The sequence below is a fragment of the Stenotrophomonas sp. 364 genome, assembly GCF_009832905.1.
Taxonomy (GTDB): domain Bacteria; phylum Pseudomonadota; class Gammaproteobacteria; order Xanthomonadales; family Xanthomonadaceae; genus Stenotrophomonas; species Stenotrophomonas maltophilia_AP.
In genome coordinates, this window is record NZ_CP047135.1 from 4058937 (window position 1) to 4071276 (window position 12340).

Annotated in this window: 11 protein-coding genes; 7 read left to right on the forward strand and 4 right to left on the reverse strand. The window is 67.1% G+C overall.

Annotated elements, in window-relative coordinates; genetic code table 11:
- Positions 1-50: 50 nt before the first annotated feature.
- Both GQ674_RS18175 and GQ674_RS18180 read left to right on the forward strand, forming a co-directional pair.
- Complete coding sequence (locus tag GQ674_RS18175; RefSeq protein ID WP_159498190.1) at positions 51-566, forward strand: sigma-70 family RNA polymerase sigma factor; 516 nt, start codon at positions 51-53, stop codon at positions 564-566.
- A gap of 10 nt (positions 567-576) precedes the next feature.
- Positions 577-1239, forward strand: a complete 663-nt coding sequence (locus GQ674_RS18180; protein ID WP_159498191.1) for a hypothetical protein — start codon at positions 577-579, stop codon at positions 1237-1239.
- A gap of 15 nt (positions 1240-1254) precedes the next feature.
- Here the strand turns inward: GQ674_RS18180 and GQ674_RS18185 are convergent, their stop codons facing one another.
- Positions 1255-2193 carry a DUF808 domain-containing protein gene (locus GQ674_RS18185; protein ID WP_159499558.1) on the reverse strand — a complete coding sequence of 313 codons (939 nt, stop codon included), beginning with the start codon at positions 2191-2193 and terminating at the stop codon, positions 1255-1257.
- 134 nt (positions 2194-2327) lie between these two features.
- Here GQ674_RS18185 and GQ674_RS18190 point away from each other — a divergent pair, with 134 nt between their 5' ends.
- The gene (locus GQ674_RS18190) at positions 2328-4016 is read left to right on the forward strand and encodes an AarF/UbiB family protein (RefSeq protein WP_128095769.1); all 1689 of its coding nucleotides are present in this window, start codon (positions 2328-2330) and stop codon (positions 4014-4016) included.
- A gap of 218 nt (positions 4017-4234) precedes the next feature.
- On the forward strand, positions 4235-6337 hold the full coding sequence (locus GQ674_RS18195; RefSeq protein ID WP_159498192.1) for a phosphoglycerol transferase I: 2103 nt from the start codon (positions 4235-4237) through the stop codon (positions 6335-6337).
- 93 nt (positions 6338-6430) lie between these two features.
- On the opposite strand, the gene GQ674_RS18200 is transcribed toward GQ674_RS18195, so the two are convergent.
- Positions 6431-8830 carry a DUF3772 domain-containing protein gene (locus GQ674_RS18200; protein ID WP_159499560.1) on the reverse strand — a complete coding sequence of 800 codons (2400 nt, stop codon included), beginning with the start codon at positions 8828-8830 and terminating at the stop codon, positions 6431-6433.
- Between the two features lie 142 nt (positions 8831-8972).
- Positions 8973-9221: a hypothetical protein gene (locus tag GQ674_RS18205; RefSeq protein ID WP_038691707.1), complete on the reverse strand. Its 249-nt coding sequence runs from the start codon at positions 9219-9221 to the stop codon at positions 8973-8975.
- Between the two features lie 179 nt (positions 9222-9400).
- Here GQ674_RS18205 and GQ674_RS18210 point away from each other — a divergent pair, with 179 nt between their 5' ends.
- From GQ674_RS18210 to GQ674_RS18220, 3 genes are all read left to right on the forward strand, one after another.
- Positions 9401-9895 (forward strand): lipocalin family protein, encoded by a 495-nt coding sequence (locus tag GQ674_RS18210; protein WP_159498193.1) that lies wholly within the window; start codon positions 9401-9403, stop codon positions 9893-9895.
- 7 nt (positions 9896-9902) lie between these two features.
- A complete protein-coding gene (locus tag GQ674_RS18215; RefSeq protein ID WP_159498194.1) occupies positions 9903-11114 on the forward strand; it encodes an FAD-dependent oxidoreductase in 1212 nt (403 codons plus the stop codon).
- 104 nt (positions 11115-11218) lie between these two features.
- Positions 11219-11722 (forward strand): hypothetical protein, encoded by a 504-nt coding sequence (locus GQ674_RS18220; protein ID WP_038685750.1) that lies wholly within the window; start codon positions 11219-11221, stop codon positions 11720-11722.
- A 71-nt stretch (positions 11723-11793) separates the two neighbouring features.
- Here GQ674_RS18220 and GQ674_RS18225 read toward each other — a convergent pair whose 3' ends face one another.
- Entirely contained in the window at positions 11794-12228 is a 435-nt protein-coding gene (locus GQ674_RS18225; protein ID WP_159498195.1) for a PepSY domain-containing protein, read from the reverse strand.
- Positions 12229-12340 lie beyond the last annotated feature (112 nt).

The window sequence follows — 12340 nt, forward strand, 5'->3', positions numbered from 1 at the left end:
CGAGGCGCTGTGATAACCGCCGCCTCCGTACGAATCACCCCGGTATGGACATGAACACCCCCGCCGCCCGCGACCCCCGCCTCCGCTTTGCCGCGTTGCTGGAGCAGCACCGCGGCATCGTGGTGAAGATCGCGCGCGGCTACTGCGCCCACCAGGAAGACCGGCTCGACCTGATCCAGGACATCAGCGTGCAGGCCTGGGATGCGTTCGACAGCTTCGACCCGGCACGCGCCCGCTTCTCTACCTGGCTGTACCGGGTCGCGCTGAACGTGGCCATCTCGCAGGTGCGCCGGCAGCAGCTGCGGCAACGCCACCATGCCGTGCTGGAGGAGGACACCCTGCCGGTGGACGAGGGTGCGCCGGCCGAACAACAGCACGCGGTAAAGCAGCTGGAGGACGCGATCCGCATGCTTCCGCCGCTGGACCGGGCATTGATGCTGCTGCACCTGGACGACCACGACCACCGCCAGATCGCCGACATCCTCGGCATCAGCACTGCCAACGTGTCCACCCGCCTGCACCGCCTGCGCCAGCAGCTGCGCGCGCGTTTCGACCCCACCGCCTGAGGCCATCGCCATGCATACCGACCCGCTCAAGCAGCTGTGGCACCAGGCCGGCGGCGACGCCGACGACAGCGAGGCGACCGCCGCGCTGAACAGCTGGCGACGCCACCGGCAGCACGCCGCGCAGCGCCAGTTGTCGGCGTTCAGTGCGGTGCAGGTGATGCAGCTGCTGTTCTGGCTGGCGCTGTCGATCTATTGCGGCAGCGTGTGGTGGCAGCAGCCGCCGCGGGCGGTGATGCTCAGCGCCGTGGCGCTGCACGTCTACTGCGTGGCGGTAATCATCGTCAGCGCTGCCCGGCTCCACCTGCGCGGGCAGCTGCAGCCCGACCAGCCGGTACTGCAGCAGTCCCGGCAGCTGGCATTGCTGCGCATGCAGACCGCCGCAGGCGAACTGCTGCTGGGGCTGCCCTGGTGCTGGCTGTGGCTGGCGGTGCCGGTGCTGGTGGCATGGCAGGCCTGTAGCATCGACCTGTCCGCCTTCGCCGCACGCGCGTTGCTGATCTCGCTGGTGGCCGGGGCGGCGCTGATGACCGCCCTGCTGCTCCTGGCCCGGCGTTGGCAGCGGCAGGCCCCGGAATCCCCCCGCCTGCAGCGCGCGATCGATGCCTTGTCCGGGCGCCGCCTGGCCGGCGCGCGCGCCGAGCTGGAGGCGCTGCGCGACTGGAACGCCCGCTGACAGACCGCGGCCCGGTCAGTGGGCCGCTTTCTTGCCGCGCAGCTTCTGGAAACCCATCACCGCGGCCAGCACGATCGCACCGGCGATCACGCCCACCACCATGTTGCCAAGCGCGTTGACCAGCCACCCCCACTGGCCTTCCCCGCCCAGCGCGACCACGGCATGGTGCAGCGCCGGCACGTTGTGCACCAGGATGCCGCCACCCACCAGGAACATCGCCGCAGTGCCGGCCACCGACAGGAACTTCATCAGCCAGGGCGCGGTGATCAGCAGGCCCCGCCCGAAGGCCGCCAGGGCGGCGCCCTTGCGCGACAGGTACAGGCCCAGGTCGTCCAGCTTCACGATGCCGGCCACCAAGCCGTACACGAACACCGTCATGGCCAGCGCGATCACCACCAGCGCGGTGACCTGGTTGAGGAACGGCGCGGCCGACACCACGCCCAGCGACAGCACGATGATCTCGGCCGACAGGATGAAGTCGGTGCGCACCGCGCCTTTTACCTTTTCGCCCTCCCAGGCCACCATGTCGACCTTCTCGTCGGCCAGCGCCTTGACCCGTTCGGCCTTGTGCTGCTCGTCCTCCTGCTTGGAATGCAGGAAGCGGTGCGCCAGCTTCTCCACGCCTTCGTAGCAGAGGAACGCGCCGCCGATCATCATCAGCGGCACCACGATCGGCACCGGGTAGCCCTTGCCGCGCAGCCAGGCCTCCAGCGCACTGATCGCCAGCGCGGCCGGCACCAGAATCGCCTTGTTCACCAGCGAGCCCTTGGCCACCGCCCACACCACCGGCAGCTCGCGGTTGGCGTTGACCCCGGTGACCTGCTGGGCGTTCAGCGCCAGATCGTCGCCCAGCACGCCGACGGTTTTCTTGGCCGCGACCTTGGTCAGGACCGACACATCGTCCAACAGCGTGGCAATGTCATCGAGCAACGCAAACAGGCTGGCACCGGCCATGGCAATCCAATAGATCAAGCGGAAAGCGTGGATTCTGCCCGATCCTGGCCCGTTCGCGGTAGATGCCGTTGGATTCACCGCCCCACCACCTCCCGGGCCGCACACTTCCGGGGACAACCGTCCTGGAGTTCTGCTTGAATACCACGCCCGTCGCCCCTGGCTCGCCATCGCTGGTAAAAGGCATGAACCGCCGCAGCCAGATCCTGCGCCTGCTGCTGCGTTACCGGAACTCCGGGGTGTTTTCGGGCATGAACCTGGACGCCCGCGCGGTGCACGACGTGCCGCCGGAGGGCAATCCGGAGCAGTTTGTCACCGACCTGGAATCCCTCGGCCCCACCTTCGTGAAACTGGGGCAGATGCTGTCCACCCGCCCGGACATGGTGCCGGTGGAATTTGCCACGGCGCTGGAACGCATGCAGGAAAAGGTGGCCCCGATTCCGGTCGAGCGCATTGCACAGATCATCGAGCAGGAGCTGGGCGCGTCGGTGTCCAAGCTGTTCGCCAGCTTCGACCCGGTGCCGCTGGGGTGTGCCTCCATTGCGCAGGTGCACCGCGCGCAGCTGCATGATGGCCGCGAGGTAGCGGTCAAGGTGCAGAAGCCGGAGGTCGCCGCGCAGCTGCGCTCGGACCTGGAGGTGCTGCGCAGCTTCGCGCTGGCCGCCGACCACCTCACCCAGGTCGGCCGCCGGGTCCGCCTGCGCGACTGGCTCAACGAGTTCGCCAAAACCCTGATGCAGGAGCTGGACTACCAGGCCGAGGCAGAAAACCTGCAGCGCTTCGGCCAGCACCTCAAGCCGTTCAAGCCGCTGTGGGTGCCGCAGCCGATCTGGGACTACTGCAGCCACCGCGTGCTGACCATGGAGCTGGCCAACGGCGTGCGGGTGGACATGATTCCCGACGTGCGCCGCACCGAAGAACCGATGGCGCCGCTCGCCGCCGCGTTGATCCGCGGGTACATCGACCAGATCTTCGTGCATGGCGAGATCCATGCCGACCCGCACCCGGGCAACCTGCGCGTCACCCCGCAGGGTCGCCTGGCCATCTTCGACCTGGGCATGGTGGCGCACATGCCGCCGCGCCTGCGCGAGCGCCTGCTCAAGCTGCTGTTCGCCGCTGTGGACGGACGTGGCGAAGAAGTGGCCGATGAGATCATCGGCATCAGTACCCGCCTGGAATCGTTCGACGAAGAACGCTACCTGCGCGAAACCGGGCAGATGATCGCGCGCTATGCGGCCAACACCAGTTTCTCCGAGGGCCGCGTGGTGCTCGACCTGGTCCGCATCGCCACCGCCAGCGGGCTGCGCACGCCGCCGGAACTGAGCCTGCTCGGCAAGGCATTGCTGAATCTGGAAACGGTGTGCCGGCTGCTGTCGCCCGACCTGGACACCCGCCGCATCGTGGAAAAACAGCTGCAGCACGTGATGCGTGCGCGCCTGAAGAAATCGCTGTCGGCGGCCAACCTGGCCAGCGAAGCGATGGAGATACAGCAGCTGCTGCGCGAAGGACCGCGCAAGATGTCCGACATCCTTGCCCTGCTGGCCGAGAACCGCCTGCAGATGAAAGTGACCGGGCTGGAAGAATCGCGCCTGATGGAAAACCTGCAGAAGATCGCCAACCGCGTGTCGGCCGGCATTGTTACCGCCGCGTTGATTCTTGCCGCGGCGATGATGATGAAAGTAGATACCGGCTGGCACCTGTTCGGCTACCCGGCCATCGCATTCACCTTGATGTTGATCGGCGTGGCACTGGGCCTGGGCATCATCCTCAGCGCGCTGATCTTCGATCGTCGTGCACGCTCGAAGGAAGAGCGCGGACATCGATGATGTTGCGATGCCGTGCATTTCTTCACGTGCGTTTTACACCTGAAAACACGATGCGCTGTAGCGCATCTTCAGCATCCTGAAACAAACATTTCAGTCAGGTTCGTGCATGCATGATCGGGTCATCGGCTTGTCATGCAGGTGTGGTTGGACAGCCGGTCGGATGGGAAATACGTCGTCATGGCGTCCATCACCAACTGTCTCCACTACCGATACCGCCGATGCTCTGGATCCTGCTGCTGACTCTGTTGCTGCTCTCCTGGTTGCTGCTCGCCTCGCGCAAGTGGATATGGTGGAAGGCCAGCCTGATGTCCGTGCTGCTGGTGCTGCTGAGTACGTGGTGGTTGATCAACAAGTTGTCCGGCGATGGGCTCAATGCGGCCACGCTGTATCACTTGGGCGCCGACATGGAGGGCGCGGGCGTAGCGGATTTCAAGGGCTACATCGCCGCCTACATCGCGCTGCTGCTGGTGTCGCTGCTGCCGCTGGCGGCCGCACGTGTGCAGCGCTGGCGCCGCATCGAACACGGCAAGGCGGTATTCGGGGGGTTCGTCGCCATGTGGCTGGTGGCCATTGCGGTGAGCCCGCTGTACAGCGACGGCCTGCGCCTGTACCAGCAGATGCGCCCGGTGGATTACACCGTGATTGCGCCCGAGTACAAGATTCCGCAGCAGGCGCTGGCCAAGCCGCGCAACATCGTGTGGATCTACGGCGAAAGCCTGGAGCGCACCTATCTCGACGAAGCCACCTTCCCCGGCCTGATGCCCAACCTCAACCGGCTGGCCGGCCAGGCACTGGATGTGCGCGGTGTAGTGTCTGCCGAGGGCGGTGGCTGGACCATCGCCGGCCTGGTGTCGTCGATGTGCGGCGTGCCCCTGACCACCGCCAAGGACGATGAGAACAGCATGGGCCGCATGGGCAGCTTCCTGCCCGAAGCGGTGTGCCTGGGCGACTACCTCAAGCAGCAGGGCTATACCAATCACTACCTGGGCGGCGCGAACGGGCAGTTCGCCGGCAAGGGCCAGTTCCTGGCCACGCACGGCTTCGACGCGGTGGATGATCTGGCCTGGTTCAAGACGCAGAAGGTGGCGCGCTCGCACTTCTCCACCTGGGGTGTGCACGACGACGTGCTGCTGGACAAAGCGTATGACCGCTTCGAGCAGCTGTCCAAGGCTGGCCAGCCGTTCATGCTCACCACGCTCACCATGGACACCCACCACCCGGCCGGGCACCTGCCGGTGGCCTGCAAGCGCACCCGCTACCAGAGCGAGTACGGCAACATCGGCCTGCTCAACGCGCTCAAGTGCACCGACGGCCTGATTGCCAAGCTGGTCGATCGTATCCAGGCCAGCCCGTATGGCGAAGACACCCTGATCGTCATCGCCTCCGATCACCTGGCCATGCCCAACGACCTCAGCCATGTGCTGGCCAAGCAGAAGCGCGAGAACCTGCTGCTGTTCCTGGGCAAGGACATCGCCCCGCGCCAGCTGGCGGCCACCGCCGGTTCCACGCTGGATTCCGGTGCCACGCTGCTCAGCCTGATCGACCCGGGCATCAAGGCGATCGGCTTCGGCCGCTCGCTGCTGGATCCCGAGCGCACCGACAGTGCCAGCGCGGCGGCGCTGCGTGACAACGGCAAGGACTACCCGCGTTACCTGGCCTTCTCGCGTTCGCTGTGGCTGGGGGACAAGACCCGCCAGCTGCGCATCGATGACGACAACCAGGTGGTGATCGGTCTACAGCATGTGCAGCCGCCGGTGCTGCTGGAGTACGACAAGCAGTTCGACCTGAAGTCGGTGTACTTGGAAAACACCTCCAAGCAGTTCGATGATGCCGATCCGGCCAACACGCTGGCTTACGTGGACCGCTGCACCGCATTCGAGGACGGCTCGGCCGATGGCGACTGGTGCGCGATGCTGGTCAACCGTGACAAGGGCATCAAGCTGTACCGCGACGATGCGCTGCGCACCGGCTTTGCGGTGGATGGCCCGCTGGAACCGTTCAACGGCCCGCGCCCGAGCATCCGCCAGGCGCACATGATCACCCAGAAGGGCCGCCGCACCCGCGCCGGCCAGTACATGCTGCAGTTCGTGGCCAAGCAGTCGCCCGATCGCGGTTTCTGGGTCGAAGCGGTGTCCTCGCAGCGCAAGGTGGTGGTGGCCCAGCAGTGGGTGCAGCCCGATGCCGAAGGCCGCATCAGCGTGCCGTTCGGCCTGGACCATGAAGTGGACGACCTGGAGATCCGCGCGTGGTTGAACCACGCCGAGAAGCTGGCCGTGGACAACTTCGCCCTGGTGCCCTCGCGCCGCGGCAACCGCGGGTAAGAATGCGGCATGCCGACTGTTGGTCGGCATGCCGCGGCATCGCCGGGATTCGTACCGACCAACGGTCGGTACCTACCGCGACAGGGTTGTCGCCTAACCCTGCGGTTCCTGCGGCGCGGCCGGATCGCGGACCAGGTGGATGTCGGTCGGCGAGGACAGCGCGATATGCGCCGCCGCGAACTTCTGCAGCATCGTGAAGTACAGGTCGCTGCGCACGCCATATACCGCGCGCGGGCCGGATACGTACGCAAAGCTGTTGATCGCTACCTGGCCGTTGGCGATCGAATCGATGAACACCGACGGTGCCGGCTCGGCCAGCACGCCTACGTGTTCGGTGTAGCAGTCCAGCAGGATCTGCCGCACCGCCGCCACGTCGGTGCTCAGCGGCACCGCGAACTGGATCTGGATGCGCCCCTGCGCATTGCCCATCGTCATGTTGCGGATGGTCTTGGTGATCAGTTCGGAGTTCGGCACGATCAAGGTGGACTTGTCGCCCACCTGGATCTCGGTGGAACGCACGCTGATCCGCTTGATGTCGCCCTCCTGGTCGCCCAGCTTCACCCAGTCACCGATCTTCACCGGGCGCTCGGCCAGCAGGATCAGGCCGGACACAAAGTTCTGGGTGATCGCCTGCAGGCCGAAGCCGATACCCACCGACAGCGCACTGACCACCAACGCCAGCTTTTCAAAGCCGATGCCCAGCGCGGTCAGTCCCCACAGCACCGCCGCGATGATGCCCAGGTAACGGGTGACGGTGCTGATCGAGTTGCGCGCCCCGGCGTCGAGGTCGGTCTTGGGCAGGTAGGTGTTGGTCAGCCAGTTCTGGAAGGCCTGCATCACCGCCCACACCACCAGGAAGGCCAGCACCGCATACAGCACGCTGCTGGGCTTGAGCGTGGTGGTGCCGATGGTCAGCCCGTTGGACAGCGAGTCCATGGCGCTGAAGAACGTATTGAGGTTGCCGAACGGCGCGGTCAACGCCAGCACCGCCAGCAGGATCACGCCGATGCGCAGCACCGCCGACAGCAGCACGCCGGCCTGTTCCACCTTGGCATCGTTGAGCCCGGTGGTCAGCACGATGCTCTTGCCCACCCGGCTGGTGGGCGACAGCAGCCACAGCGACAGGTCGTCGGCGAACTTCAGCAGCAACGAGGCGGCCAGCAGCACCACCGCGCCCCACACCAGCTGCTGGGCCACGAACAACGCCAGGTTGAGGTAGCCCAGCAGCGTGGCGATCACCGCCGCGGCCACCACCACGTGCCCGGCCAGCCGCGCCAGCACGATCCAGCCGCTCCTGCGCACCGGCGCCTTGGGCTGCTTGGCCCCGGCGTCGACCTGCGCGTCCAGCTTGGCCTGCGCCTCGTCGGTCTGGCGCCGGTGCAGGCGCGCCAGCGACACCAGAATGGCCACGATCAGCGCCATGTAGGTGATCGCGATCAGGCCGTCCACCGCCACCGTGGTGATCGCACTGGTGCGCGAGGCCCGGTTGATCTCCACCAGCAGGATGCTCAGGAAGGTCAGCCCCGCCGCGCCCCAGGCGTATTTGCGCAGCCGCCATGCTGCGGTGTCATCCAGGCTCACCAGGCGCCAGGACGGTCGCTTGGGCACCAGCAGACAGGCGCTGAGCGCGGTGATGAAGGTCGCCACGAACGTGGCCACCTGGAAATGCAGCGCCAGCTGCTGCAACCGCGGCGGAATCGCCCCGATGGAGTCCAGCGCAGCCACCAGCACCACCGCCGCGAAGCCCGGCAGCAGCGTGCCCACCGCCAGCAGCCACACCGCCAGCCCGGACCGGCGCAGGCGCCCGTCGGGCGCGCGCTCGGAGGCGGCGTAGCGGCGGCCTGCGGCGCGCAGCCACAGCCGTAGCGGGAAGAACATCAACAGCGCCAGCGCCAGCCCGGTCAGCGGCGCGCCCCAACCGTGTTCGGCAATCGCCTTGCGTGCCGCGGTCTCGCCCTGGCGGTACAGCACCACCAGCCGCGAGTAGTCGGCCGGCACGTGCACCGCGAACTGCTTCCACAACGATGGCGACAGCGGCGAGTTGACCTTGCGCGCCAGGTCCTCGCTGAACTGGGTGACGCGCATCTTCTCGATATCCGCGCCCACCTGCTTCGCATCACCGGCCAACAGCTTGGCCCGTGCAATGGCCGAGGCCAGGTCGCTGCGCTGCTGGTTCAGCGCCTTGCGCTGGGCGGCGATATCGCGTGCCTCGGTGGTGCCTTCCACCACCTCGCCCAGCTGGGCCACGCGGGCATCCACCTGCTCCAGCTCGGGCTGCAGGGCATTGCGCGCAGCATCGGCGTCGCGCTGGACGGCCAGCGCCCGGTCGGACAGCGTCTTGAGCGTATCGGGGGTATCGGCCGTCTCGACCGCGGCCTGGATCTGCTTCAGGTCCTTGCCGGCTTGTGCCAGCTGGGCAATCGGATCATCGGCGGCGGCATCATCGCCCTGGGCCAGCGCCAGGGGCGCCATGCTCAACCAGGTGCACAGCATCAACCAGGCCAGCGGCCGGAGGAAGGAACGGAATGAACGGGAAGACAAGCCGGCGCACCACGGGATTCGCGCGGACCACCGCGCCTGCGCGAACTATAAACCGGGGTGCGTTCACGCCGGGTATGCACCCGGCACTCCGCCTTCAGTACTTCAGGCGCAGCTCTTCCACCTGCGGCCGCAGGCTGGCATACCAGTCCTGGAATTCCTCTTCGCTGATCTCATCGGGCGCATACACGGCCACCTCGTCCCAGGCGTGGTCGGTCGGCAGCGGTTGGCGTGGGCCAGCGCGCAGCGAGTACGCCACGCCCTCGTGGTCCACCACATCCTCGGCCGCTTCCCAGCGCGCGCGGGCAAAGTCGGTCGGGCTCTTGAGCAGAATCACGTGGTACATCGGCACCTCCATCGCAGTGAAAACAGGCAGGCATCGCCCGCCCACACAATAGCGCCGCCTGCCACGCCGGTATATCACGCACGGGCAACGCAACGTTCTCCACGCCGCGCCTGCGCGGGCTTCACCTACCCGTGGCGGTGGGCGCGGCATGGTGGCTGCACCCTCTCTTCGCGCCTCCCATGAACACACACGCCGACCTCAAGACCGTTCCGGACCTCAAGCTGCCGCGCTACCTGGGCACCTGGTATGAAATCGCCCGCCTGCCGATGAAGCACGAGCCCGACGGCTGCACCGATGTGTCGGCCCATTACAGCCTGAAGGAGAACGGCCACGTGGCCGTGCTCAACCGCTGCCGCATGGACGGGGAGATCGAAGAGGCCGAAGGCGAAGCCTGCCCGGTGGACAACGACAGCGCGCGGCTGGAAGTCAGCTTCCTGCCCAAGGGCCTGCGCTGGATTCCCTTCACCAAGGGCGACTACTGGGTGATCCAGGTCGCGCCGGACTACAGCGTCGCGCTGGTCGGCAGCCCCGACCGCAAGTACCTGTGGCTGCTGGCGCGCACCCCTACCCTGGATACCACCGTGCAGGACCACTACCTGGCCCAGGCCCGTCAGCAGGGCTTTGACCTGGGGCCGCTGATCCAGACCCCGCATACCGGCCACCCCACCGCCTGAGCCCCGCATGGACCTCAAAAGTGGTTACCCGTTCTGGGCGGTGCGCAACGGGTTGATGCACGCCTTCCCGCCCCTGCGCGACGACCTGCAGTGCGATGTGCTGGTGGTGGGCGGTGGCATCACCGGTGCGTTGATCGCCAACGAACTGTGCGCCAACGGCCACGATGTCGCGTTGATCGAACAACGCGACATCGGCTGGGGCAGCACCGCCGCCAGTACCGCGCTGCTGCAGTATGAGATCGATACGCACCTGATCGACCTGGCCCGGCAGTACGGTGAAACCGCCGCCGTGCAGGCCTACCAGGCCTGTGCCGACGCAATTCCCGCGTTGCGCGAGGTGGCGCGCGGGCTCAAGGGGGTGGACTGCCATCCCATGCACAGCCTGTACTACGCCAGCAAACGCCGGCACCGGGCGGTGCTGCAGGAAGAATTCGCACTGCGCCAGCGGCATGGCTTCGACGTGCGCTGGCTGGACCGTGACGCGGTGCAGGACGAATTCAGCCTGGACGCGCCCGGGGCCATCCTCAGTGGGCTGGCCGCCCGCGTGGACCCGTACTGCCTGACCTACCGCCTGCTGGCGCGGCTGCAGAAGAACGGCTGCCAGGTGCACGACCGCACCACGCTGGCCACATTGGAACCCACCGCGCGCGGCGTGACCGCCACCACCGTCGAGGGCGTGCGCATCCGCTGCGGCCATGTGGTGATGGCCGCCGGCTACGCCAACCAGCGGTGGCTGAAGCCCTCGGTGGCGCGCAACCGCAGCAGCTACGCCTTCATCACCGACCCGATCCCGGAGGATCTGCTGGGGCCACTTGCCCAGACCATGGTCTGGGAATCGGCCCGGCCGTACCTCTACATGCGCAGCACCGGCGACCAGCGCCTGCTGATCGGCGGCGAGGACGATGCGGTGGATATTCCGGCCCGGCGCGACCGGCGCGTGGAAGCCAAGGCCGCGCGCCTGCTGAAGAAGGTGGGCAAGCTGTTCCCGCACCTGCCGCTGCAGCCGGCGTTCTCCTGGGCCGGCACCTTTGCCGAAACCGCCGACGGCCTGCCCTTCTTCGGCCCCCACGAGCAATGGGGCCCGCGAGTCCTGTTCGGCATGGCCTACGGCGGCAACGGCATCACCTATTCGATGATCGGCGCCGGCCTGCTGCGCGCCCGCATCGAACGCCGCAAGCACCCGCTGGCGGCGCTGTTCGGGTTTGAGCGGCTGGAGTAAAGTTCCCTTGGAGGCGCTGCCATGACAGGCATCGTTCAAGCAGCCAGTGATAGCGTCAGCGCTGTCGGCGGCCTGCGTGCCGCCCGTCTGTTCCGGAGCCCATCATGATCCGCTCGCTTTCGCTGCTGCTGTGCCTGCTTGCCCCCGGGGTTGCCCTGGCCCAGTCCGCGGCCGGGGCCACCGGCCCGCAATCGGCGACCGGTCTCAACCTGGCGGTCCCGCAGGCGCCCATGCAGTACCTGGGCGACGGCTCGTTGCGCGGCGACCCGCCCGGCACCTTCTACGGCGACAAGAGCGGCCGCCGCCTGAGCGACCGGGGTGCGGCCAACGGCATCGCCGATGTCACCGACGACAAGCTGCGGGTCAACGGCAGCATCACCACCGGCATCGGCTACGCCAAGAACTTCGGCAATACGCACTACAACGCGGCCGAGTTGAACCTCAACAAGAACTACACCACCGACGAAGGCAAGACCCACAACGTCAACGTGAACATCCGCGTCAGCGAGGGCAAGGGTCCGGGCTTCGGCCCCTACGGTGGGTACGGCGGTTACGGCTACGGCCCCGGTCCGGGCTACTGGGACTACCCGCCGCCGTACGGCTGGTGAGGTAACGCACCACAGCGAAACGGCCGGTCACCCCGGCCGTTTCTGCATCCGCATTACCGGCGGCGCGGGGCTCAGTCCCACCAGCCTTCGCGCTTGCTCGACAACACGCGCCCGTCGTGGCCGCTCATGCGCACTTCCACGCGCTGGTTGCGCGCATTGCGGGCCTCCAGCGTCCAGGTGGCACCGTCGCGTTCGAACGACTCCACCTGGCGGAAGCCAGCCTTCTGGGCCACGGCCAGGATCTGCCCGGCATCAAGCAGGGCGCGGGGGCTGCGCGGGTCGAAGATCTCGCCGGTGGCCGGGTCCACGATCACTTCTTCGAAGCTGCCATCGGCACGGGTGACGTCTGCTTCCCACAGGCCGTCGTCGCGTTCCAGCTCGTGTACCTGGGTGTAACCGGCGGCGCGCAGCTTGGCCTGCACATCGGCAGCGCTCAGTTCGGCGGCGAAGGCCGGGGTGGACACCAGTGCGGTGGCAAGGGCGGCGGCCAGGATCAGCTTGTTCATGGGGGTCTCCAGAAGGGGCCGGTCGATTCCGGCACCGCCAGTCTGGCAAGCGCACTTAAGCGGACCATGAGCCCGGCTGTTAGGCAGTGTTTAACCACACCGCGTATACCGT